General features: G+C 44.3%; 26 protein-coding genes and 1 riboswitch. Of the genes, 14 read left to right on the plus strand and 12 right to left on the minus strand.

Going from position 1 to position 22,151, the window contains the following annotated elements; all coding sequences use genetic code 11:
- Positions 1-4: 4 nt before the first annotated feature.
- From ibaG to mlaF, 6 genes are read right to left on the minus strand one after another with little or no spacing between them, the layout of a single operon-like run.
- On the minus strand, positions 5-259 hold the full coding sequence (gene ibaG, locus AB6D80_RS13030; RefSeq protein WP_004738686.1) for a BolA family iron metabolism protein IbaG: 255 nt from the start codon (positions 257-259) through the stop codon (positions 5-7).
- Between the two features lie 13 nt (positions 260-272).
- Entirely contained in the window at positions 273-581 is a 309-nt protein-coding gene (locus tag AB6D80_RS13035) for a lipid asymmetry maintenance protein MlaB (RefSeq protein WP_372188693.1), read from the minus strand.
- Positions 581-1,258, minus strand: coding sequence for an ABC transporter substrate-binding protein (locus AB6D80_RS13040; protein ID WP_371695551.1), 678 nt, complete (start codon positions 1,256-1,258; stop codon positions 581-583). The genes AB6D80_RS13035 and AB6D80_RS13040 overlap by 1 nt, the downstream gene beginning before the upstream one ends.
- Before the next feature lie 4 nt (positions 1,259-1,262).
- Positions 1,263-1,754 (minus strand): outer membrane lipid asymmetry maintenance protein MlaD, encoded by a 492-nt coding sequence (gene mlaD / locus AB6D80_RS13045; RefSeq protein ID WP_372188694.1) that lies wholly within the window; start codon positions 1,752-1,754, stop codon positions 1,263-1,265.
- A gap of 2 nt (positions 1,755-1,756) precedes the next feature.
- A complete protein-coding gene (gene mlaE / locus AB6D80_RS13050) occupies positions 1,757-2,536 on the minus strand; it encodes a lipid asymmetry maintenance ABC transporter permease subunit MlaE (protein WP_372188696.1) in 780 nt (259 codons plus the stop codon).
- A complete protein-coding gene (gene mlaF, locus AB6D80_RS13055) occupies positions 2,526-3,332 on the minus strand; it encodes a phospholipid ABC transporter ATP-binding protein MlaF (RefSeq protein ID WP_009847734.1) in 807 nt (268 codons plus the stop codon). The genes mlaE and mlaF overlap by 11 nt, the downstream gene beginning before the upstream one ends.
- 263 nt (positions 3,333-3,595) lie before the next feature.
- On the opposite strand from mlaF, the gene AB6D80_RS13060 reads away from it, so the two are divergent.
- The 12 genes from AB6D80_RS13060 (at position 3,596) to mgtE (ending at position 12,896) form a co-directional block, all read left to right on the plus strand.
- Complete coding sequence (locus tag AB6D80_RS13060) at positions 3,596-4,561, plus strand: calcium/sodium antiporter (protein WP_009847735.1); 966 nt, start codon at positions 3,596-3,598, stop codon at positions 4,559-4,561.
- Positions 4,562-4,595: 34 nt separating this feature from the next.
- A complete protein-coding gene (kdsD, locus tag AB6D80_RS13065) occupies positions 4,596-5,567 on the plus strand; it encodes an arabinose-5-phosphate isomerase KdsD (RefSeq protein WP_372188697.1) in 972 nt (323 codons plus the stop codon).
- Positions 5,567-6,124 (plus strand): 3-deoxy-manno-octulosonate-8-phosphatase KdsC, encoded by a 558-nt coding sequence (kdsC, locus tag AB6D80_RS13070; RefSeq protein WP_086048681.1) that lies wholly within the window; start codon positions 5,567-5,569, stop codon positions 6,122-6,124. Before kdsD ends, kdsC begins: the two co-directional genes overlap by 1 nt.
- Positions 6,121-6,684 (plus strand): LPS export ABC transporter periplasmic protein LptC, encoded by a 564-nt coding sequence (gene lptC / locus AB6D80_RS13075; protein ID WP_012604869.1) that lies wholly within the window; start codon positions 6,121-6,123, stop codon positions 6,682-6,684. Before kdsC ends, lptC begins: the two co-directional genes overlap by 4 nt.
- Positions 6,665-7,159 (plus strand): lipopolysaccharide transport periplasmic protein LptA, encoded by a 495-nt coding sequence (lptA, locus tag AB6D80_RS13080; protein ID WP_009847739.1) that lies wholly within the window; start codon positions 6,665-6,667, stop codon positions 7,157-7,159. The genes lptC and lptA overlap by 20 nt, the downstream gene beginning before the upstream one ends.
- Positions 7,160-7,161: 2 nt before the next feature.
- A complete protein-coding gene (gene lptB / locus AB6D80_RS13085; RefSeq protein ID WP_009847740.1) occupies positions 7,162-7,887 on the plus strand; it encodes an LPS export ABC transporter ATP-binding protein in 726 nt (241 codons plus the stop codon).
- Between the two features lie 54 nt (positions 7,888-7,941).
- A complete protein-coding gene (locus AB6D80_RS13090; RefSeq protein ID WP_009847741.1) occupies positions 7,942-9,402 on the plus strand; it encodes an RNA polymerase factor sigma-54 in 1,461 nt (486 codons plus the stop codon).
- 90 nt (positions 9,403-9,492) lie between these two features.
- Positions 9,493-9,780: a ribosome hibernation promoting factor gene (gene hpf, locus AB6D80_RS13095; protein WP_009847742.1), complete on the plus strand. Its 288-nt coding sequence runs from the start codon at positions 9,493-9,495 to the stop codon at positions 9,778-9,780.
- A gap of 1 nt (position 9,781) precedes the next feature.
- Entirely contained in the window at positions 9,782-10,240 is a 459-nt protein-coding gene (gene ptsN, locus AB6D80_RS13100) for a PTS IIA-like nitrogen regulatory protein PtsN (protein WP_372188699.1), read from the plus strand.
- Between the two features lie 4 nt (positions 10,241-10,244).
- Positions 10,245-11,114 carry an RNase adapter RapZ gene (gene rapZ / locus AB6D80_RS13105; protein ID WP_017097544.1) on the plus strand — a complete coding sequence of 290 codons (870 nt, stop codon included), beginning with the start codon at positions 10,245-10,247 and terminating at the stop codon, positions 11,112-11,114.
- A 2-nt stretch (positions 11,115-11,116) separates the two neighbouring features.
- Positions 11,117-11,392 carry an HPr family phosphocarrier protein gene (locus tag AB6D80_RS13110; RefSeq protein WP_372087454.1) on the plus strand — a complete coding sequence of 92 codons (276 nt, stop codon included), beginning with the start codon at positions 11,117-11,119 and terminating at the stop codon, positions 11,390-11,392.
- 148 nt (positions 11,393-11,540) lie between these two features.
- On the plus strand, positions 11,541-12,896 hold the full coding sequence (gene mgtE, locus AB6D80_RS13115) for a magnesium transporter (protein ID WP_017100033.1): 1,356 nt from the start codon (positions 11,541-11,543) through the stop codon (positions 12,894-12,896).
- 97 nt (positions 12,897-12,993) lie between these two features.
- Here the strand turns inward: mgtE and pmbA are convergent, their stop codons facing one another.
- Positions 12,994-14,337 carry a metalloprotease PmbA gene (gene pmbA, locus AB6D80_RS13120; protein WP_372188700.1) on the minus strand — a complete coding sequence of 448 codons (1,344 nt, stop codon included), beginning with the start codon at positions 14,335-14,337 and terminating at the stop codon, positions 12,994-12,996.
- Between the two features lie 118 nt (positions 14,338-14,455).
- Between pmbA and yjgA the strand changes: the two genes are divergently transcribed.
- Entirely contained in the window at positions 14,456-14,980 is a 525-nt protein-coding gene (gene yjgA / locus AB6D80_RS13125) for a ribosome biogenesis factor YjgA (protein WP_009847748.1), read from the plus strand.
- Between the two features lie 109 nt (positions 14,981-15,089).
- Here the strand turns inward: yjgA and thiQ are convergent, their stop codons facing one another.
- The 5 genes from thiQ to mpl all read right to left on the minus strand — a co-directional run bounded on the left by thiQ (position 15,090) and on the right by mpl (position 20,785).
- Positions 15,090-15,794: a thiamine ABC transporter ATP-binding protein gene (gene thiQ / locus AB6D80_RS13130; RefSeq protein ID WP_009847749.1), complete on the minus strand. Its 705-nt coding sequence runs from the start codon at positions 15,792-15,794 to the stop codon at positions 15,090-15,092.
- Positions 15,794-17,407, minus strand: a complete 1,614-nt coding sequence (gene thiP, locus AB6D80_RS13135) for a thiamine/thiamine pyrophosphate ABC transporter permease ThiP (RefSeq protein ID WP_371702483.1) — start codon at positions 17,405-17,407, stop codon at positions 15,794-15,796. Before thiP ends, thiQ begins: the two co-directional genes overlap by 1 nt.
- A 149-nt stretch (positions 17,408-17,556) precedes the next feature.
- Positions 17,557-18,549 carry a thiamine ABC transporter substrate binding subunit gene (gene thiB / locus AB6D80_RS13140; RefSeq protein WP_009847751.1) on the minus strand — a complete coding sequence of 331 codons (993 nt, stop codon included), beginning with the start codon at positions 18,547-18,549 and terminating at the stop codon, positions 17,557-17,559.
- Between the two features lie 53 nt (positions 18,550-18,602).
- Positions 18,603-18,722: riboswitch (TPP riboswitch) on the minus strand.
- 43 nt (positions 18,723-18,765) lie between these two features.
- Positions 18,766-19,389 (minus strand): flavin prenyltransferase UbiX, encoded by a 624-nt coding sequence (locus AB6D80_RS13145; RefSeq protein WP_009847752.1) that lies wholly within the window; start codon positions 19,387-19,389, stop codon positions 18,766-18,768.
- A gap of 37 nt (positions 19,390-19,426) precedes the next feature.
- Positions 19,427-20,785 (minus strand): UDP-N-acetylmuramate:L-alanyl-gamma-D-glutamyl-meso-diaminopimelate ligase, encoded by a 1,359-nt coding sequence (gene mpl / locus AB6D80_RS13150; protein ID WP_371702485.1) that lies wholly within the window; start codon positions 20,783-20,785, stop codon positions 19,427-19,429.
- A gap of 268 nt (positions 20,786-21,053) precedes the next feature.
- On the opposite strand from mpl, the gene fbp reads away from it, so the two are divergent.
- Positions 21,054-22,064, plus strand: coding sequence for a class 1 fructose-bisphosphatase (gene fbp / locus AB6D80_RS13155; RefSeq protein WP_009847754.1), 1,011 nt, complete (start codon positions 21,054-21,056; stop codon positions 22,062-22,064).
- Positions 22,065-22,151 lie beyond the last annotated feature (87 nt).

Raw genomic sequence — 22,151 nt, forward strand, 5'->3', positions numbered from 1 at the left:
AACCTTAAAGTGACATCAGTTTCTTATCACGTTCCCACTCTTCTGGCGTGAAAGCCTTAATAGAAAGAGCATGGATATCATTGCGTTGAATGTATTCCATTAGTGGGCCGTAGATTAGTTGCTGCTTCTTAACTCGATTCATGCCGTCAAAACATGGATCAACCGCAACAACTTCGTAATGACTGCCTTCACCCTTCACGATAATTTCTTGAAGGTTCAGAGCCTCTGCTAATAGTTCTTGTACTTTTGTGCTGTCCACAAATAGCTCCTGCCTAATTTTTTATGTGTTCTGCCATCATTGGCTGGATATTGCTCAATTGGAACAACGTTCGTAATTGTTCTGGCACGAAATTGAGCATTATATGACAGTTTTGATTTTTTGCATGCTCTAATAAGTGAATTAGCATCACCATTCCGGCTGAATCGACTCGATTTATATGGCTAAGGTCAATTTCAACGCTCGATTCCGTCGTTTGCCACTTTTCCAATATACGCCAGATTGCAGGTACACTATCTCGATCTATATCACCAAGAAGTTGATATTCTTTAGAGCTTAGCGCTTGCCATTGAGAATGGCTCATTATTTATTACTCTCAAAACGAATCGGTTGAGAAGCCAGTTTCTCGAGTTCGTCAGCTACTTGTAAGATGCCTTCTTGACGAATCTTAGTGTTCCACTCAGACTTCTTACTTGATAGCAGGCTTATACCTTCGGCAACCATATCAAATGCCTTCCACTCACCTGACTTCTTATCTTTGCGCAGTTTAAACTCAAGGTTAATGTTTGGTCGAGGCGTATCAATGATATCAACCTTAATACTGGTAATACGGCTATCTGTTTTAATTGTTGGTTCTGGACCAAATTTAATCGTCTGATCTGTATATTGAGTTAACACTTGAGCATAAGAAGAAACGAGATATTTACGAAATGCATCAATAAATACGCGCACGTCTCCTCTATCTGCACCTTTCAAGTTCGGCCCTAGCAACTTCAGCGCCGCATATTGAGCATTCACATAAGGCATCAACTCTTCTTCCACGATGACCTTCAGTAACTCTGGGTCTTGATGGATATTCTCTTGCTCGTTTTTCAAACGGGCGAAAGCCTCTTCCGCAACTTGAGTCATCATCTGGTATGGCTGAGTACGATCAATCGACTCTGCAGCAAAAGCTTGAGCCGAAATAAGTAAAGCCATTGCCGCCATAAACATTGATTTCAAGTAACCAATAGCTTTCAAGTGACTAATAGTTTTCAACATCATCTTATTCCTTTGCTTCACTGTCATTAGAACCACCAACGCTATACAGCACTTGGCCAATCAAATCTTCTAATACTAATGCCGACTTGGTGTCTTCGATAGAATCACCATCAACCAACATCTCTTCATCTTCAAAGATGAAGCCTGGAACTAAGCTGATGTACTGCTCACCGATCAAGCCCGACGTTAAGATTTGAGCACTAGAGGTATCAGGAAATTGTGAGTACTTCGCATCAATAGACAGTTCAACCACAGGAAGGTAGCTCTCAGTATCAAGTTCAATACTTTGAACTCGACCAACAACGACGCCCCCCACCTTTACTGGTGAGCGAACCTTTAGGCTGCCAATATTGTCAAAGGTCGCTTTTAGGTTATAAGTATGGTTTGAACCTATACCTTTTACGTCAGCGACTTGAAAGATCATGATTAAGATTGCGCAAATTCCGGCAATAACAAAGGTGCCGACCCATAATTCTAATTTTCGAGTTTGTTGCATGATTAATTCCCAAACATCAATGCGGTAAGAACAAAATCTAGCCCTAATACCGCTAGAGAAGAGTGTACTACTGTGCGTGTGGTTGCCTGACTAATACCTTCGGATGTCGGTACTGCATCATAACCATTAAAAAGTGCGATCCAAGTTACGGTGATAGCGAAGACCATGCATTTGATCATGCTGTTACCAATATCACGGCCAAGCTCAACGGAAGACTGCATCGCAGACCAGAAACTGCCGTGGTCAATACCTTTCCAATCCACACCGACTAACTGAGCACCCCAAATCCCGACCGCCATAAAGATCATAGCGAGCAGTGGCATAGAAATAAGGCCGGCCCAGAGACGTGGCGCAATAATGCGTTTAAGAGGATCAACCGCCATCATCTCAAGACTAGAGATCTGTTCCGTTGCTTTCATTAAGCCGATCTCAGCCGTTAATGCTGAACCCGCACGGCCAGCAAACAGAAGTGCTGTCACCACAGGGCCCAATTCCCGTAACAACGAGAGCGCGACCATTTGCCCAAGGTTACCCTCTGCGCCATAGTCGATTAATACGACATAGCCCTGCAGACTGAGTACCATGCCAATAAACAAACCCGAAACTAAAATGATAGCCAATGACTGAACGCCAACGCTATAAAATTGTTTAACTAATAGAGGGAAGTTTTTTAGTTTCGGGATGCCAAACAAAGCCCCAAATAGCATTAGGCTTGCTCGACCAAATGACTCACAGATCGCAAGTGCACGCTTACCGGCACCCGCAATAGTTTTAGCAATCATATTCAAACAAATCCTTTTCTAAGCTATTAGCAGGAAACCTAAATGGCACAGGGCCATCCGATTCACCTTGCAAAAATTGCTGCACTCTTGGGTCGCTGTTGTTGTACAACTCATCAGGAGAACCTGCAGCAATAATTTTTCCATCAGCCATCAGATAAACCCAATCAGCAATGCTCATCACCTCAGGGACATCATGAGAAACGACAATAGAGGTTAAACCCAAGGCTTGATTGAGGTTACGAATCAACTCAACCAAAACACCCATGGTGATTGGATCTTGGCCAACAAAAGGCTCATCATACATAATAAGTTCTGGGTCCAATGCGATCGCACGGGCCAACGCCGCTCGTCTCGCCATACCACCAGACAACTCACTCGGCATTAATTGCGCCGCGCCTCGCAACCCTACCGCCTCAAGCTTAAGCAATACAATGGTGCGAATGAATTTTTCGTTAAGTTCAGTGTGCTCTCGCAAAGGAAACGCCACATTATCAAAGACATTAAGATCCGTGAAAAGTGCCCCCGATTGGAAAAGCATGCTCATTTTCTTACGTGCTTGATATAGCTTTCGACGTGGCAATGCAGGGATGTTGTCGCCATCAAACCAAATTTCACCTTCATCTGGTGGTAATTGTCCACCAATCAGACGTAATAAGGTTGTTTTACCGATCCCTGACGGCCCCATGATCGCGGTTATTTTTCCTTGAGGAACTTCTAAACTGATGTCATCAAAGATAATTCGTTCACCGCGTGAGAAGCTGAGATTCTTAACTTTCACAAGCTCAGTGTTCAACATACTTTTGTTGTTTCCTTGCTTTAAAAACGCCAATTATGGCTGCAATAATAATGAGTCTACTTTAGAATTAAAAGCGCTGTTCAATTAATTATTAAAAACAGAAAACAAAGGCAGGGATTTGAAAGCATTGAGAAATTCATTCCTCATCAACATTTCTTTACCACTAACTGGCAATTAATTTGTCGAGTGACTTCCCTTTTATCTAGCAACAAGTCAAAATTAGCGGTTAATTCTCCGTTTTTTATTAATTTTTAGGAATCATCATGCTTGAAGCGATTGCGTTTCTTATTATCGGTCTAGGTTTTTTGGTGTGGAGTGCAGATAAGCTGGTCTACGGTGCCGCTGCTCTTGCTCGCAACTTCGGTATTTCACCACTAGTTATCGGTATGACAATCTTAGCAATGGGATCTTCAGCTCCTGAAATGATGGTTTCTGCTACCGCAGCCCTTGATGGTAAAACCGATACGGCGGTAGGTAACGTATTAGGCTCAAACATCGCTAACATCGCGCTGATTTTAGGTATTACAGCCCTTATCAAGCCATTATCGATTAGCTCTGGTGTGATTCGTCGTGAACTACCTTTAATGATAGGTGTCACTCTATTAGCGGGCGCACTGCTTTGGGATAATCACTTAGGTTTCTATGAAGGTGTGTTGTTGTTTGTTCTTTTTGCCGCTTTCTTATTTGCGATGCTGCAAATCAGCCGTAGTGAGAAAAAGAACGGTGATGCCTTTCTTGACGAACAAGAATCTGAAGTTCCTGAAGGCGTGAGCAACCCCAAAGCCGCAATGTGGGTGGTGGTTGGCCTGATTATTCTACCTCTAGCGGCCAACATGTTGGTTGATAACGCGGTTGTTATCGCGAAGTTCTTTGGTATGAGCGACCTTGTGATTGGTTTAACCATTATTGCCGTTGGCACAAGTTTACCTGAACTTGCAGCATCACTAGCTGGTGTTATGAAAGGTGAAGATGATATGGCTGTGGGTAATATCATTGGCTCAAACGTCTTCAATATCCTTGCCGTGATGGGTATCCCGGGCATCCTAAACCCTTCAATCTTGAGCGAGTTTGCAATGGGTCGTGACTTCTGGGTTATGCTAGGCGTATCACTACTCCTTGTTATCATGGCACTAGGAAAATCTCGTAGCGTGAATCGTATCGAAGGCGGCGTGTTAATCGTGACGTTTGTGGCATATCAAAGTTACCTACTAATGAACATGTCAGCTTAATTGTTGATTTAACTTCCCGTACTTGGAGTATTTGATGTCTCAGCCATTTGATTATTGCAGCGTTGCAAAACAAGTTTTGGAAACTGAAGTTGCAGGTCTCACGCAATTAGACCAATATTTTAATGATGATTTTAGCAAAGCTTGCGACCTAATCCTGAACAACAAAGGCAAAGTCGTAGTGATGGGCATGGGAAAATCAGGCCACATTGGTAACAAAATAGCAGCTACACTGGCAAGCACTGGTACATCGGCTTTCTTTGTACACCCAGGTGAAGCGGCGCATGGTGATTTGGGAATGATCGAACCTGGCGATATTGTGATAGCAATATCCAACTCAGGTGAATCAGGAGAAATCCTCAGCCTATTCCCAGTATTAAAGCGTTTAAACATTAAGATTATCAGCATGACAGGCAAGCCAGCATCAAACATGGCGACTTTATCTGATATTCATTTACAGATTTCAGTACCCGAAGAAGCGTGTCCCCTAGGTTTAGCACCAACAACCAGTACTACCGCTACTTTGGTTATGGGTGATGCATTAGCCGTTGCCCTTTTACAAGCAAGAGGTTTTACCGCTCAAGATTTTGCACTGTCTCATCCTGGTGGTGCTTTGGGCCGTCAACTGCTGTTGAAACTAGACGACATCATGCACACCGGCGATTCACTCCCAACTGTTGCTCCGGATGCACTAGTTCGAGATGCCCTGTTAGAGATATCTCAAAAAGGCTTGGGTATGACGGCAATCGTCGGTGAAGATGGCCAAATGAAGGGCATTTTTACCGATGGTGATTTACGCCGTATCTTAGATAAACGTATTGATATTCATAGCACGCAGATCGGCGATGTAATGACACTGAACCCAACGGTAGCAGAACCAAACATGCTCGCAGTTGAGGGCTTAAATTTGATGCAAGCTAAGAGCATCAATGGCTTGATGTTGTGTGATAGTGGCAAATTAGTAGGCGCTTTAAATATGCATGACTTACTGAAAGCAGGAGTAATGTAATGTCACAGGCAATTGAAACCCTTTACGGCACAGTGGATTCACGTGTATTTGCGATAGCAAAAGAGATCAAACTGCTGATTTGCGATGTCGATGGCGTATTCTCTGATGGCCGCATCTACATGGGTAACAACGGTGAAGAGCTAAAAACTTTCCATACGCGCGACGGTTACGGCATTAAGTCGTTGATGAACGCGGGCGTTGAAATCGCAATCATCACTGGCCGTAAATCTCAAATTGTTGAGAATCGAATGACCGCTCTCGGTATTAAGCTAATTTATCAAGGTCAGGATGATAAAGTTAAAGCATATCAAGACATTTGCGATAAACTTTCAGTTAATCCTGAAAACACAGGTTATATCGGAGACGATTTAATCGACTGGCCTGTAATGGAAAAGGTTGGCTTGAAGGTATGTGTGGCAGACGGTCACCCATTGCTTGCACAAAGAGCCAACTACGTAACAACCATTAACGGCGGTTACGGTGCAGTACGTGAAGTCTGCGACCTTATTTTACAAGCAAGAAACGAACTCGACGTGCACAAAGGTTTAAGCATATGAGTTTTAATCGTATTATCTACTTAATACTCATCTTTATTGCCTCTTGGTCGGCCTATTACTTGTACGACAAAGAGCAAACTTCGACGATACAAGTAGATCCAAACTTGGAACTGCCTGCGTTTAGCGGAAAGAATCTTGATAACATTAGCTATGGCGAAAGCGGTATTCGTAGCTACCGAGTTGAATCAACTAATCTAGAGCACTACTCGGTCGTTGGCGATACGCACTTTCAAGACCCTATTCTTTCAGTATTCCGTGAAGGGCATACGATAGAATGGCGAGTGACCGCTGATCGCGCAATTATGGATGAAAATCAAGTCATCACTTTTTATGACAATGTTGTGGCGAAAAACCTGTTGCCAGATGCTAGCTTCGATACAATGACCACAGATAAAATGGTTGTTGAACTGACTAGCCGAGATTTTTATTCAGACACTCCGGTCCATATGATCGGTACATTTTTTGAAAATGAGGGGCAAGCAATGAAAGGGAACTTCGGTACCAACAATGCGACTCTCTTTAATTCTGTTCAGGGTAGATATGAAACTCTCACACCTTAGTTTATTGGCTTTGACCCTTGCGGCGTCTAATGTCTATGCTCTATCTTCGGATAGCGAGCAGCCTGTCTATATTGATTCAGACAGTCAGCAATTAGATATGAAAAGCAATCAAGTAACCTTTCTTGGCGATGTGAACCTTAAACAAGGTAGCATCAATATCAATGCCGATAAGGTCATTGTTACACGTAATGCCGTCAACGGTGAAATTGAAGAAATACAAGGTTTCGGAAAGCCCGCAACCTTTTCTCAACTTACTGACGATGGGAAAACACTCTATGGTGAAGCTGACGATTTACATTACCAGTTGATTGCCGATAGATTGATCATGACTAAGAACGCGATGCTATCTCAAGATGGCAGTATCATTCGTGGCTCTAAGATTACCTATCAGATCACCTCTCAAAAATTGGTTGCCGATAGTGATAGCAGTGAGCGAGTATCAACGGTTTTACAACCAGCGGAAGTGAATAAGTAATCATGGCAGTCCTTACAGCAAAGAACCTAGCGAAGACCTACGGAAAACGTAAAGTTGTGACTGACGTTAGCTTGCAAGTAGAGTCAGGTCAGATCGTCGGGCTACTTGGCCCAAACGGTGCAGGTAAAACCACCTCTTTCTATATGATAGTGGGCCTGGTTGCGCGTGATGAAGGTACTATCAGCATTGACGACCGAGACATCAGTATCTTACCAATGCACAGTCGTTCTCGTCTTGGTATCGGTTACCTTCCTCAAGAAGCATCCATTTTTCGTAAATTGTCAGTTGAAGACAACATCATGGCTGTTTTGCAAACGCGCGATGAGATGACTAACGCGCAACGTCAAGATAAGCTGGAAGACCTTCTCGAAGAGTTCCACATCCAACATATTCGAGCGAGTAATGGTATGGCTTTGTCAGGTGGTGAGCGTCGCCGTGTTGAGATTGCTCGTGCGCTAGCAGCAAACCCTCAGTTCATTCTTCTGGACGAACCTTTTGCCGGTGTTGACCCTATATCGGTTATCGATATCAAAAAAATCATTGTTCACTTACGCGATCGCGGCTTAGGCGTTTTGATTACCGACCACAACGTTCGTGAAACATTAGACGTGTGTGAAAAAGCTTACATCGTAAGTCAAGGGCATCTAATAGCTGAGGGAACTCCTGAAGATGTTCTCAATAACGAACAAGTTAAACAAGTTTATCTAGGCGAACAATTCCGTCTATGATTAGATAGAGAGTATCGAGAGTTCTTAGAATAATAACTAGGTAAGTAACACTGAATGAAACCCTCATTACAACTTAAGCTAGGCCAACAGTTAGCAATGACTCCTCAATTGCAACAAGCGATTCGTTTGTTGCAATTGTCTACTTTGGATTTGCAACAAGAGATTCAAGAAGCACTTGAATCGAACCCACTACTCGATGTCGAAGACGGCAATGAAGATACGCCAACATCGGAAGAAAAACCTAGCAGTGACGAGAAAGAAACAGTTGAAACAGTAGAACAAGACTTACCTGATAGCTCCGATTTGATCGAAAAATCAGAGATCGGCAACGAACTCGAAATCGATACAACTTGGGAAGACGTTTACAGCGCAAACACAGGTAACACTGGCATTGCGATTGATGACGACATGCCCGTTTATCAAGGCGAAACCACACAAAGTCTATACGATTACCTGCTCTGGCAACTCGATTTAACACCATTCACTGAAACTGACCGCAGCATAGCTTTTGCGCTAATTGATGCTATCGATGACCGCGGTTACCTGACCGTATCTTGTGAAGACATCCTTGAGAACTTCGACAACGAAGAGATCGAGCTTGATGAAATTGAAGCCGTTCGTAAACGAATTCAGCAGTTTGATCCGCTAGGTGTCGGTTCTGTGAATCTGCAAGATTGCTTGTTACTGCAATTGGCGACCTTCCCACAAGATACCCCTTGGCTTAACGAAGCTAAGTTAGTACTTACTAGCCATATCGACCAACTCGGCAATCGCGATTATAAACTGGTTATCAAAGAGACTAAGTTGAAAGAAGCGGAACTACGCGAAGTTTTGCAATTAATCCAACAGCTGGACCCTCGCCCTGGCAGTAAGATCACGCCAGACGAAACCGAGTATGTGGTTCCTGACGTATCCGTCTTCAAAGAGCTTGGGAAATGGTTGGTCACCATCAATCCAGATAGCGTGCCAAAACTAAAAGTGAATCAACAATATGCGGCCCTTAGTAGCAAAGGCAGTAGCGCTGACAACCAATTTATCCGCTCAAATTTGCAAGAAGCAAAATGGCTAATTAAAAGCCTAGAGAGCCGAAATGAAACGCTACTAAAAGTCGCTCGGTGTATTGTTGAACATCAACGCGGTTTCTTCGAACATGGCGCAGAAGCCATGAAGCCGATGGTATTGAATGATGTGGCTTTAGCTGTTGATATGCACGAATCCACGATCTCTCGTGTGACGACTCAAAAATTCATGCACACACCGCGTGGCATCTTCGAACTCAAGTACTTTTTCTCAAGCCATGTCAGCACTGACAATGGCGGTGAATGTTCATCTACAGCAATTCGCGCACTCATTAAGAAGCTTGTCGCAGCGGAAAATACCGCAAAGCCTCTAAGTGATAGTAAGATTGCTGCTTTACTGGCTGACCAAGGAATTCAGGTAGCTAGACGTACCATAGCGAAATACCGTGAATCTCTGGGCATTGCCCCATCGAGTCAGCGTAAACGCCTGCTATAAACTAAAGTAGTTAGCTCTTTATTCATTAACGATTGATTAGTTAACTATTAATTTAGTTGTAACCTGGCAACCAACTGAAAAGGAAAGTCTATGCAAATCAATATTCAAGGCCATCACGTTGATCTTACCGATTCAATGCAAGACTATGTTCACACCAAATTCGACAAACTTGAGCGCTTCTTTGATCATATCAATAGTGTTCAAGTTGTTTTAAAAGTTGAGAAAATCAATCAAATCGCAGAAGCTACCCTGCATATAAATCAAGGGGAAATTCATGCGACAGCAACAGATGAAAGCATGTATGCCGCGATTGATTCATTGGTTGATAAACTTGTTCGCCAACTCAACAAGCACAAAGAAAAACTAAGTAGTCACTAACATGCAATTAAGCGAAGTACTTTCATTGGACTGCACTAAAAGTGCAGTCCAATGCACAAGCAAAAAAAGAGCCCTTGAGCTAATCAGTCAAATCGCAGCAGAAAGCTACGGTCAAGATTCAACAGAACTGTTTGAGTGCATGCTGAGCCGTGAAAAAATGGGCAGTACAGGTATCGGTAACGGTATTGCGATTCCCCATGCACGCATGAATGTCAGTGATAAAGCGATTGCTGTATTAATACAATGCCAAGACCCAATCGAATTTGATGCTATCGATAACCGCCCAGTTGATCTACTGTTTGCTCTACTTGTTCCTAGTGAACAATGTAAAGAGCATCTGAAAACCCTTTCTTGTATGGCAGAGCGACTTAACGACAAGCAGACTCTTAAACAGTTGCGTAATGCTCAAAGCGATCAAGAGCTTTACGACATCATGATTCAAGTGCCAACTTGCGAGTAATAACATGCGATTAATCGTTGTTAGTGGCCAGTCAGGAGCCGGGAAAAGTGTTGCGCTACGAGTTCTTGAAGACTTGGGGTATTACTGTGTTGATAACCTACCAGTAAACCTGCTCAACGACTTCGTCGAATCGGTACGCGAGATCAATCAAAACGTCGCTGTTAGCATTGATATTCGTAACCTACCAAAAGAGCCTCAGTTAGTTACAGAAACGCTAGACCAGCTAGAAGCCGCCACAGATATAGACCTAAACGTCTTATTTCTAGATGCGAGTAAACAGACGCTACTCAAGCGCTACAGCGAAACACGCAGAATTCATCCTTTATCGATCGGCCAAGAAAAACTCTCTCTTGAACAAGCTATTGATTTAGAAAAAACACTTCTGACTCCTCTTGTAGAGCAAGCCAGCATTGTGATTGATAGCAGTGACTGTAACCTCTACGAATTGAGTGAACAGGTTCGTTTCAAAGTTGAGGGCAAAGAAAAACAAGAACTCATTATCGTTTTTCAGTCTTTCGGCTTTAAGTTCGGCCTACCAAGTGATGCCGATTATGTGTTTGATGTTCGATTTCTGCCAAACCCTCACTGGGAACCGGCACTACGACCATTGACAGGACTTGATGCACCAATTCACTCTTTCCTAGAGAAACACGCTGAAGTTCTTGAGCTCAAGCAACAAATTCAAGGCTTTGTTGAGCAGTGGTTACCCATGTTAGAGAAGAATAATCGCAGTTACCTAACGGTCGCGATTGGTTGCACTGGCGGCAAACACCGCTCAGTTTATCTAACTCAGAAAATTGGTGAATACTTCGAACAACTCGGTCATCAAGTTCAAATCAGACATGCCTCCCTAGAGAAGCACCAACAGGGCTAACCATGGAATTAACTCGAACTGTACTGATCCAAAATCGCTTGGGTCTTCACGCTAGAGCAGCCGTAAAATTGGTTGAGCTTGCCCAAAGTTTTGATGCAACTATCACTATCCATAGCGAAGAAGATAAAATCGCAACTGCAGACAGTGTGATGGGTTTGCTTATGCTGGAATCAGCGCAAGGGCAACACATCACGATCCAAGCTATAGGCACCGATTCACAACAAGCACTTGATGCTGTTTGCCACCTCATTGAAGACAAGTTTGATGAGGGTGAGTAGCGAAAACGAGTCACTCACAACACTGAAGACTCAAACTTCGAACCAACCAGTATTAAATCTTAGTTCTAGCTAAGTTTATGATTTAAATAAGCCCCAGAATTAAGTTACTATTCCAAGCATTGTTAGAATAATGAAATAGGAGGAAAATATGGCAGAGCAATTAGAATTCGACCAAGCTCACCAAACCCTCCAAGAAGTCAGCGAAGCCCTAGAAAACGGCCGATTTGTTCACGTACGTCGACAACTTCAGGACATGGAACCTGAAGATATTGCACACCTTTTAGAAGCCTCCCCTCGCAAAAGTCGTGACGTACTCTGGCAACTCACCGATCCAGAAGACTACGGTGAAATTCTTGATGAACTAAACGAAGACGTCAAAGATGCGCTTGTGTCGAAAATGGCACCAGAAACCTTGGCAGAAGCAACAGAAGGTATGGAAACCGATGACGTCGCGTACGTACTTCGAAGCCTACCCGACGATGTTTCTCGCGAAGTCCTTTCTCAAATGGACTCAGTTGATCGTGCATTAGTAGAAACCGCCCTTTCGTACCCAGAAGATTCAGCGGGTGCGATCATGAATACCGACGTAATCACGATTCGTGGCGACGTCGATGTCGACGTTGTATTGCGCTATATGCGTATGCGTGGCGAATTGCCCGACGCAACCGATGCTCTGTATGTTATTGATGAAGAAGAACGTCTGATCGGTAACCTATCGCTTACCACACTAGTAACGACTCAGCCCGATGTTCAGGTTTCCGAAGTGATGGAAGATGCTGACGAAGCGATTGCGGTTGAAACCAGTGCTTCCGATATCGCCAGTCTGTTCGAACGTCGTAATTGGGTTTCTGCCCCCGTTGTTGATAGTAACCAGCATCTTGTTGGTCGTATCACTATCGATGACGTGGTTGATGTTATCCGTGAAGATGCCGAGCACTCAATGATGAGCATGGCGGGTATGGACGATGACGAAGATACCTTCGCTCCAGTCGTAAAATCTGCTCGTCGTCGTAGTGTCTGGTTGGGTGCTAACGTACTCGCAGCACTTGCTGCTGCATCTGTATCCAATATGTTTGAAGCAACACTCGACCAAATGGCAGCGATTGCGGTTCTAATGACTATCGTACCTTCAATGGGCGGGGTTGCTGGTAACCAAACCGTTGCACTTGTGATTCGTGGTTTAGCACTCGGTCATATCGGTGACAGTAACAAACGCGAACTACTACTCAAAGAGGCGGCCATCGGCTTCCTAAACGGCGTGTTATGGGCTGTTATCATTGGCGGTATAGTGGTTGCTTGGAAAGGTAACTGGATACTGGGAGGCATCATCTCAGCTGCAATGATGACCAACTTGATTGTCGCTGGTATCGCCGGTGTAACCATCCCGGTAATGCTGAAAAAGATGAATATCGATCCAGCACTTGCGGGCGGTATGGCACTGACCACAGTAACCGATGTTATTGGCCTATCGGTGTTCTTAGGCTTAGCAACCATACTGATCTAGTTATCATAAGCAGCTAGCCTATTTTTGGCGAAATACAGAAAACAAAAAGGGAGCCATCGGCTCCCTTTTTTAATTCATCATATTGGCGCTAACTTAATTACTCACCCGCGACTTTCATCGACTCAAGCAAGATAGAACCCGTTTGAATTTGTGAACGCGTTTCAACATCGTTACCAACCGCAACAATCTGAGTGAACATGTCTTTTAGGTTACCCGCGATCGTCACTTCAGATACTGGGTATTGGATTTCTCCATTCTCAACCCAGAAACCTGCTGCGCCACGTGAATAATCACCGGTCACGGTATTAACGCCTTGACCCATTACTTCAGTCACAAGGAAGCCGGTGCCTAGTTCTTTTAGCATCTGCTCAAAGTTTTGACCCGTTGATTTAACGAACCAGTTATGAATACCACCCGCATGACCTGTTGGTGTCATATCCATTTTACGTGCGGCATAACTGGTTAGCAGGTAAGTTGCTAACACACCATCAGTGATGATTTCACGATCTTGAGTGAACACACCTTCGCTATCGAATGGGCTTGAAGCCAAACCACGTAAGATATGAGGACGCTCAGAAATGTTAAACCAATCAGGTAGAATTTTCTGACCTAGGTGATCCAATAAGAACGATGACTTACGGTATAGGTTACCACCACTGATCGCCATCACAAGGTGGCCAATCAAGCCAGTAGCGACATCGTTAGCGAACATTATTGGGTATTGGCCTGTTGGTAGCTTTTTCGCATCCAAACGGCTAATGGTCTTTTCTGCTGCTTCTTGACCTACGCGCTCAGGCGTCCATAGCTCATCACGGTGACGTGCAACGGTGTAGCTGTAGTCTCGCTCCATCTCACCGTTAGCGCCTTGTCCAATCACACAGCAGCTCGTGCTATGGCGACTTGAAGCGTAGCTGGCTAGTAAGCCATGGCTGTTACCATAAACCTTAACGCCATAATGGCTGTCGTAGCTTGCGCCATCACTCTGTTTGATCTTGTCGCTATAAGCTAACGCTTGCTTCTCAGCTGCAATCGCAATCTCAGCGGCATAGTCAGGGTTTGGTTCATCAGGGTGGAAAAGATCCAAGTCTGGAATTTCTTGTACCATGTATTCTTTTGCTGCAGGACCAGCAAACGGGTCTTCAGACGTGTACTGAGCGATATCAAGCGCAGCCGCGACTGTTTGGGCAATTGCCTTCTCACTCAGATCAGATGTAGATGCGCTGCCTTTTTTCTGACCGCGGTAAACAGTAATACCTAGAGCACCATCACTATTAAATTCAACGTTTTCCACTTCACACATACGTGTTGAAACACTTAAACCCGTTGACTTAGTAATAGCAACCTCAGCGGCGTCTGCACTCACTGATGCCATATCCAACGCTTTAGCTACTGCGGCTTCTAGCTCAACTCTTTGTTGGGCGACTTGCTGTTTTACATCCATATCTATTCTAATTTTTTAGGTCAATATTACGTAGGATAACAAGAATTTCGCTTTCTCCCCAAGATTCTTGCTAAAATAGGCAATATATTCGTTTGAGATAGTGACATAGGCAGAAAAGATGGCTCGCAAAAACCAAAAAGCCCCATGGGAACCAGAAGAAGAAATCATCTGGGTAAGTAAGACAGAAATGAAAACGGACATGGACGCCCTGCAAAAGCTGGGAGAAGAGCTTGTTGACCTAAAGCCTTCTGTATTAGACAAATTTCCGCTGTCTGAAGATTTGGCACAAGCGATTAAAGATGCACAACGCTTTAAAAATGAAGCGAAGCGCCGTCAACTTCAATACATTGGTAAAGTAATGCGCAGTGTCGATCCAGAGCCAATTCAAGCGGCTTTAGATAAGATTCGCAACAAACACTCTCAAGCAACAGTTGAACTGCACAAACTAGAACAACTGCGTGATCGTGTTGTTGCAGAAGGCGATGCGGCCATTTCAGATGTTATGGAAATGTACCCGGAAGCTGACCGTCAACGTCTTCGTCAGCTCGCTCGTCAAGCTAACAAAGAGAAAGCGGCAAATAAACCGGCTAAGTCTTCTCGTGAAATATTCCAAATCTTAAAAGAGCTAAAGCTAGGCGACTAATCTTCGCCGCCCTTCAATCAGAAAGATAATAAAAGACCTAGCGCATGCTAGGTCTTTTTGTTTTTGACGCACTCAATATTACGAAATACTCACAGGAGTGAAAAAATTATCATTCACCCGCTTTAACAAACGAGCTTAGCTCTTGCTGTGGATGTTCAGCCGTCAGTGTCTCTATCGAGTCTGCAACCAACACCTTACCTAGCGCTACAAAAACGAACTTATTTGCGATACTGCGTGCATCTCCTAAATGGTGAGTAACCATCAATACCGTAATGTTTCGCTCGGCGGCTAATCGCCTAACAAGGTTAAGCATTTCCTCACGAAGCAAAGGGTCAAGCGCAGAGAAAGGCTCATCAAGCAACCAAATATCATGAGGCTGAACAAAGCATCGAGCTAACGCGACACGCTGACGTTGACCGCCCGATAAGTGCTCAGGCAATCTATCTAAATACTCAGCGACACCCACTTGTGCAGCGGCCTGTTCGACTTCGTGCTTTTGGGTTGCCGTAAGCTTTAACCCTGGATGCAAGCCTAAGCCAATATTTTCACGTACGGTGAGATGGGCAAACAAATTATGCTCTTGAAACAACATCGCTAATGGACGCTGATGTGCTTCTTTGCCAATCAGTGATTGTCCCGCTACAGAGATCTCACCCGAAGTGGGCTCAATAAACCCAGCAACCAGTGCCAACAGCGTTGATTTACCTGCGCCACTTGGCCCCATCAGCGCAACAATATCGCCCTGCTCAGCTTGAAAATCAAAGCAAAACAACTCTCTGTGATAGTGGTAGTCTACATCTTTCATCACTAACATCATCGGTTCCTCAATTCTTTAGCATCGAGCTTAGATCTTCGAGTAAATAAAAATTCAATCAGGCTAAAGCTGCCAACACTCAGTAACAGTAAGCTCACGGAAACCACAGCTGCGGCTTCCATTTGATAGCTGCCTAATAATTGGAATAGGTACAAGGGCAGAGTTCTAAAATCTTGGCTACCAAACAAAGCAATCGCGCTTAAGTCACCCATTGCTAACATAAAGCTGATCGAAAAGGCTTGTGCCATCGGTTTACGCAATGCGCGCCACTCCACTAGCCTAAAACGCGTGAAACCAGTCATTCCCAAACTTGCGCACACATACTGATACTGCTGAGACAAATGCAGCATAGGTTGAGCCAAGGTTTTAATTACGTAAGGAAGCGCCATTAAACTGTTTACTGCAATCACGATAAAGAAAGCTAAGCTGAAAACATCGGTGAATGAACGCAGTAATAAGAAGAGACCCGTACTGATCACAAGCCCGGGAGTAACTAAGATAATAGTGCCAATCAGCTCGATTTTATCTGCTCGAAAACTCTTATTCTGTAAGCGCCATGCTCGACTAGTCAGCAGTATTGCGATACCAATACCAACCGCGATAACACTTGCTAATGACGCGACTTTAACCGAGGTCATTAACGCAGCCCAAAACGGCTCGCTGCTCAGTACGATTAATGCCTGCGAGTTAATGCCACTGACGATAACCATAGCTAATGGCGGCAATACCAGCATTGAGACGGTGATGATCCAAAAGCTATCCCAAGCTTTTGACCACCAGCTGTCCTTAACCAAATATTTCTCTTCCGACAATTGACTGGCTGTCACTGAAATAGGTTTCGATAGGCGTTGAATGCTCACAGCTAGCACACCACACAGCAGTATTTGCCATATCGCGAGCAAGGCACCAGCCTGCAGGTCAAAATCGAATTTAATCGCCTGATAAATAGCGAGTTCGATAGTGGTTGATTTAGGTCCTCCGCCTAGTGCCATCACGGTAGCAAAGCTGGTAAAACACAGCATGAAGACCAAACCACACACATGTGGCAGTTGCTGTCTTAAACGAGGCCATTCAACCCATCTGAATTTGTTCCAATGACTCATACCCAAATGAGCACAAAGCTTATGCTGCTCGGCAGGTACGGTATCTAAAGCTTGTAAAAGTAAACGGCTAGCATAAGGCAGGTTAAAGAAGACATGTGCGAGTAAAATACCATTCAACCCATAGATCGAGAATGGCAGTTTAATATCGAAGTTCGCCAGAAATTTAGCTAACCAACCACTGTTACCATAAATAGCTAGCAAACCAAATACGCCAACTAATACGGGTAAAACCAAGGTCGAAGCAAACAGCCTTAACAACAAGGCCCGTCCAAAAAATTGTCTGCGACACAGAGCATGAGCAATAGGTATAGCAAAGCCAACACTCAGCACCGTTGAGAGTGTCGCTTGATAGAAACTGAATTTCGTTACATGCCAATAGTAAGGATCGGACCATACTTGGCTGATATCAAGAGAAGGGGCATTGCTAAGCAATGCCCCAACTGCTGAAACCACGAAGGCGGTAATGAGTATCGCAACCCAAACCCCGACCTTAGGTGTTTTCTTTATCATAAATTGATTTTTTACCGTAAATGGTTCACTCCAAACATAACGAATGAACCTTTAAATACAGAAAGCTAGTTTTTTAAAAGTACGTTAGAAAACTCATGTTCCTAAATAGTAAGTTAAAAAGTAAGTTAAAAAGTAAGTTAAAAAGTAAGTTAAAAAGTAAGTGCACTCTGCCATTCACGAATCCAAGGCTTACGCTTCTCGGCGATCTCTTCTGGTGTGAAGCTTAGCGCTTTCTGAGGAACCGTAAGTTGCTCGAACCCTTTTGGTAGCTCAACATCGGTCACTGGGTACATCCAGTTGCCAGTAGGCATCGCCGATTGGAACTCATCACTTAAGATAAATGCCATAAACTCATCGGCAAGCTTTTCGTTCTTGCTACCTTTAACCTTCGCTGCCACTTCCACTTGAGTGTAATGACCTTCTTCAAAGCTTGCAGCTGCGTACTTAGAATCACTTTCTGCAATGATGTGATAAGCAGGAGAAGTTGTGTAAGACAACACTAAATCAGACTCGCCTTCTAGGAACATAGAGTAAGCTTCAGACCAGCCTTTAGTCACAGTCACCGTTTTCTGAGCAAGCTTCTTCCATGCTGCAGTTGCTTCATCACCGTAAACCGACTTCATCCATAGCATCATGCCTTGGCCTGGTGTTGATGTACGTGGATCTTGATAGATAACCTTAAGATCGTCACGTTGCTCAACCAGTTCTTTCAGGCTCTTTGGCGGGTTTGCTAGCTTCTCTTTGTTATAGATAAACGCAAAGTAACCAAAATCATAAGGAACAAAGGTACTGTCGTTCCAACCATTAGGAAGCGTCACAGATGATGTATCAACACTGTGCTCAGCCAATAAGCCCGTAGATTTCGCTTCAGCCATGAGATTATTATCTAGGCCTAAAATGATGTCAGCTTTGCTGTTGCCACCTTCAAGACGTAAGCGGTTTAGAATAGACACACCATCTTCTAACGCGACAAAATTCACATCACAACCACACTTTTCTTCGAATGCTTTTTCAACGGCAGGACGAGGGCCCCAATCCGCAGCAAAAGAGTCGTAAGTGTAAACCGTTAAGGTGTTGTCTGCAGCGAAGGCAGAAAAAGAGATGGCTGTAGTAACAGCAAGAGTTGTTAATGTTAATTTCACTGGACGCTCTCCATGGTCTGAGCGGCACAGGTTTGAGGGAGGAGAACGGTAGAGGTTGTTCCTAACTCAATTCCTACGCCAGCATTATCTGGTTCAGGTTTACGGGTCCCAAGTGTCTGCTTGATCTCAGCTCGCATTCATTATTTGAATGGTTCGCTCCCCGATGAGTGTTCAGGATTGTAATTTGATTTTTAACAATAAGCCATCAAGTTTGGATCAATTACGTTGATCGTACCCCCAACGTGGCACTAAACCTTGCTCGATACCAAGGTGATCAAGAATACGTGCCACCATAAAGTCGACCAGGTCTTCAATCGACTTAGGTTGATGATAAAAACCCGGAGCTGCAGGCATAATCGTCACGCCCATGGTCGAGAGTTTGTGCATATTCTCTAAATGCAACGTAGAAAATGGCGTCTCACGAACCACCAACAACAACTGTCCTCGCTCTTTCATAACCACGTCGGCTGCACGCTCGATCAAGTTATCTGATAGGCCATGAGCAATCGATGCCAAGCTTCCTGCAGAGCATGGACACACCACCATCTGCTTCGGTGCTGCTGAACCAGAGGCAACCGGTGAGAACCAATCATCTTTGCCACACACCACCAGCTTTTCTGGATCGCAATCTAAATGCTTAACCAAAGCTTGTTTCGCAGCATCTGGCCCAGCAGGTAACTTAAGTTCATGCTCGGTCGCCAACACCACTCGTGCTGCCGATGATATCAGCAAGTAGACCTGATAATCGGCGGCCAAAAGGCATTCAAGTAAACGCAGGCCATAAGGCGCACCGGATGCGCCAGTGAAAGCCAGAGTTATCGCTTTATCGTGTTTTGTCATGTTCTCAATTACTTCAAATTATAAGGTCGTGGATGCGTTAGCCTTTGAGTGCCAATCCATCCAACAGTTTCTGGTGAATACCACCAAAGCCACCATTACTCATTACCAAGATTTGGTCACCCGCTTGTGCCTCAGAGACAATTTTAGCAACGAATGCATCCATGTCATCACTCACGTGCGCGGGTTGATGACACGCATCGGCCACGTCTTGAACAGACCAATCAATGTTATCGGGTTGGAATAAGTAAGTAGAATCCGCTTGCTTCAACGAATCAGCCAGCGTTTCTTTGTGCACTCCACGTTTCATCGTGGCAGAACGAGGCTCTAAAACGGCAATTATTTTTTTCGTGTCGACCTTATTACGTAAGCCGCCCAGCGTAAGTTCAATTGCCGTTGGGTGATGAGCAAAATCGTCATAGACAGAAACGCCTGCCACTTCGCCTTTAAACTCTAGACGACGTTTGGTGTTGATGAACTTCGCCAACGATTCACACGCTAAATCAGGTGTCACCCCTACATGTCGCGCAGCTGCAATCGCCATCAAAGCATTGTTGACGTTATGATCGCCAACCAAATCCCAGTCTACGGTTCCAACACATTCGCCTTGGAAGTTCACCTCAAATTTAGAGCCGTCTTTAACCAGCTTCTTGGCATCCCAATCACCGAGTTCACCACTCGACTCAGTTTCACTCCAGCAGCCACGAGATAACACATCTTGGATCGCGGTATCTTGCTTCGGTGAGAAAATACGGCCATTACTTGGCACAGTGCGAACCAAATGATGGAACTGACGCTTAATCGCCTCAAGATCATCGAAGATGTCAGCATGATCGAACTCGAGGTTATTCATTACCAAGGTTCTTGGGTGGTAGTGAACAAACTTAGATCGTTTATCAAAAAAAGCACTGTCGTATTCGTCAGCTTCGACCACGAAGAACATGCTTTCACCAAGGCGAGCAGAGATACCAAAGTTACCTAACACGCCGCCCACTAAGAAGCCAGGCGCATAGCCACAGTCTTCTAAAATCCAAGCCAGCATGCTCGATGTTGTTGTCTTGCCATGCGTTCCCGATACCGCTAATACCCAACGATCATGCAACAAGAACTCTTGCAACCATTGCGGGCCTGAGGTGTATCTAAGGTTGTTATCCAATACATACTCAACACACGGGTTGCCACGACTCATCGCATTACCAATCACCACGAGATCAGGCCTTGGTTCTAACTGGCTTGGGTTAAACCCTTCAATAATTTCAATCCCTTGAGACTCCAACAAAGTGCTCATTGGTGGGTAAACATTCGCGTCACTACCGGTAACCTTGTGACCTAATTGACGAGCCAATACCGCAGCACCTCCCATGAAGGTGCCACAAATTCCTAAGATATGAATATGCATAAATTGCTTCCAAACGCTTGGCTAAATGAACCATGTCTAAATCAAACTACTGCACTCATTATCATTAAATGGCGATTAAAAGCGAGTAGCAATGCAAAACAAATTTAGTCGACATAGTAAGTGAGATCTGCGTCGCTTAGTTCATTACCATTAAAAAGATCTAACCTTTAGAATTTAAGTAGGCGTCTAGGTGAATAAAGTCCGAGTAAGAGGCAAATTCTATAGTGCTCAAATCCCCCTAATATTGAGAGAAGTTTAAGGAAATAACATGTCTGAGATGCGCACCCTTGGTGAGTTCATTGTTGAGAAACAGAGTGACTTCCCCCATGCAAGCGGTGATCTATCATCCCTTTTGTCGTCTATTCGACTTGCTGCAAAAATTGTTAACCGTGAGATCAACAAGGCTGGTCTAGTCGACATCACTGGCGCTGTTGGTACAGACAACGTTCAAGGTGAAGAACAGCAAAAGCTAGACCTTTACGCGAACGACAAGTTTAAAGCGGCTCTAGAAGCTCGTGATCAAGTTTGTGGTGTTGCAAGTGAAGAAGAAGACGAAGCTGTCGCCTTCAATAAAGAGCTCAACAAAAACGCAAAATACGTCGTTCTGATGGACCCCCTTGATGGTTCTTCAAACATCGATGTCAATGTATCTGTTGGTACAATCTTCTCTATCTACCGTCGAGTATCGCCTGTTGGTACCCCACCAACACAAGAAGACTTCCTACAACCAGGACACAAGCAAGTAGCCGCGGGTTACGTAATTTACGGCTCTTCAACTATGCTTGTTTACACAACTGGCGCAGGTGTAAATGGCTTCACCTACGACCCATCTTTGGGCACCTTCTGTCTGTCTCATGAAAACATGATGATCCCTGATGAAGGTAAGATTTATTCCATCAACGAAGGTAACTACATTCGCTTCCCTACGGGTGTTAAGAAGTACATCAAGTACTGCCAAGAAAATGAGCCAAGCGACAATCGCCCTTACACATCACGTTACATCGGTTCTCTAGTATCAGATTTCCACCGTAATCTTCTGAAAGGCGGTATCTACTTATACCCAAGTACACAAAGCCACCCTCAAGGTAAACTGCGTCTGCTGTACGAGTGCAACCCAATAGCCTTCATCATGGAGCAAGCTGGCGGTATTGCCTCCGATGGCGCCCAACGCATCATGGATATAAAACCAACAGAACTGCACCAACGTGTGCCTTTCTTTGTCGGTTCTAAGAACATGGTGAAAAAGGTAGAAGAGTTCCTTGAACTTAACCGAGACTAACCGTCTCGCTTATTTTTCAAGTTAACGCCATTAAAAAAGGTTCATCGCGGATTAGCGGGAACTTAAAACAAAAACGGTAGTAAGTGA

Source organism: Vibrio sp. 10N.247.310.17 (assembly GCF_041466605.1).
GTDB lineage: Bacteria > Pseudomonadota > Gammaproteobacteria > Enterobacterales > Vibrionaceae > Vibrio > Vibrio tasmaniensis_A.

What these genes read in the sequence shown, in the direction of transcription:
- AB6D80_RS13040 (WP_371695551.1), bottom strand. Translation starts at nt 1,258, where the DNA reads ATGTTGAAAACTATTAGTCACTTGAAAGCTATTGGTTACTTGAAATCA.
- AB6D80_RS13060 (WP_009847735.1), top strand. Translation starts at nt 3,596, where the DNA reads ATGCTTGAAGCGATTGCGTTTCTTATTATCGGTCTAGGTTTTTTGGTG.
- AB6D80_RS13110 (WP_372087454.1), top strand. Translation starts at nt 11,117, where the DNA reads ATGGAATTAACTCGAACTGTACTGATCCAAAATCGCTTGGGTCTTCAC.
- thiP (WP_371702483.1), bottom strand. Translation starts at nt 17,407, where the DNA reads ATGATAAAGAAAACACCTAAGGTCGGGGTTTGGGTTGCGATACTCATT.
- mgtE (WP_017100033.1), top strand. Translation starts at nt 11,541, where the DNA reads ATGGCAGAGCAATTAGAATTCGACCAAGCTCACCAAACCCTCCAAGAA.
- rapZ (WP_017097544.1), top strand. Translation starts at nt 10,245, where the DNA reads ATGCGATTAATCGTTGTTAGTGGCCAGTCAGGAGCCGGGAAAAGTGTT.
- AB6D80_RS13035 (WP_372188693.1), bottom strand. Translation starts at nt 581, where the DNA reads ATGAGCCATTCTCAATGGCAAGCGCTAAGCTCTAAAGAATATCAACTT.
- AB6D80_RS13145 (WP_009847752.1), bottom strand. Translation starts at nt 19,389, where the DNA reads ATGACAAAACACGATAAAGCGATAACTCTGGCTTTCACTGGCGCATCC.
- pmbA (WP_372188700.1), bottom strand. Translation starts at nt 14,337, where the DNA reads ATGGATGTAAAACAGCAAGTCGCCCAACAAAGAGTTGAGCTAGAAGCC.
- ptsN (WP_372188699.1), top strand. Translation starts at nt 9,782, where the DNA reads ATGCAATTAAGCGAAGTACTTTCATTGGACTGCACTAAAAGTGCAGTC.
- thiQ (WP_009847749.1), bottom strand. Translation starts at nt 15,794, where the DNA reads ATGTTAGTGATGAAAGATGTAGACTACCACTATCACAGAGAGTTGTTT.
- mlaE (WP_372188696.1), bottom strand. Translation starts at nt 2,536, where the DNA reads ATGATTGCTAAAACTATTGCGGGTGCCGGTAAGCGTGCACTTGCGATC.
- yjgA (WP_009847748.1), top strand. Translation starts at nt 14,456, where the DNA reads ATGGCTCGCAAAAACCAAAAAGCCCCATGGGAACCAGAAGAAGAAATC.
- fbp (WP_009847754.1), top strand. Translation starts at nt 21,054, where the DNA reads ATGTCTGAGATGCGCACCCTTGGTGAGTTCATTGTTGAGAAACAGAGT.
- mlaD (WP_372188694.1), bottom strand. Translation starts at nt 1,754, where the DNA reads ATGCAACAAACTCGAAAATTAGAATTATGGGTCGGCACCTTTGTTATT.
- lptB (WP_009847740.1), top strand. Translation starts at nt 7,162, where the DNA reads ATGGCAGTCCTTACAGCAAAGAACCTAGCGAAGACCTACGGAAAACGT.
- hpf (WP_009847742.1), top strand. Translation starts at nt 9,493, where the DNA reads ATGCAAATCAATATTCAAGGCCATCACGTTGATCTTACCGATTCAATG.
- AB6D80_RS13090 (WP_009847741.1), top strand. Translation starts at nt 7,942, where the DNA reads ATGAAACCCTCATTACAACTTAAGCTAGGCCAACAGTTAGCAATGACT.
- mlaF (WP_009847734.1), bottom strand. Translation starts at nt 3,332, where the DNA reads ATGTTGAACACTGAGCTTGTGAAAGTTAAGAATCTCAGCTTCTCACGC.
- kdsC (WP_086048681.1), top strand. Translation starts at nt 5,567, where the DNA reads ATGTCACAGGCAATTGAAACCCTTTACGGCACAGTGGATTCACGTGTA.
- lptC (WP_012604869.1), top strand. Translation starts at nt 6,121, where the DNA reads ATGAGTTTTAATCGTATTATCTACTTAATACTCATCTTTATTGCCTCT.
- kdsD (WP_372188697.1), top strand. Translation starts at nt 4,596, where the DNA reads ATGTCTCAGCCATTTGATTATTGCAGCGTTGCAAAACAAGTTTTGGAA.
- mpl (WP_371702485.1), bottom strand. Translation starts at nt 20,785, where the DNA reads ATGCATATTCATATCTTAGGAATTTGTGGCACCTTCATGGGAGGTGCT.
- lptA (WP_009847739.1), top strand. Translation starts at nt 6,665, where the DNA reads ATGAAACTCTCACACCTTAGTTTATTGGCTTTGACCCTTGCGGCGTCT.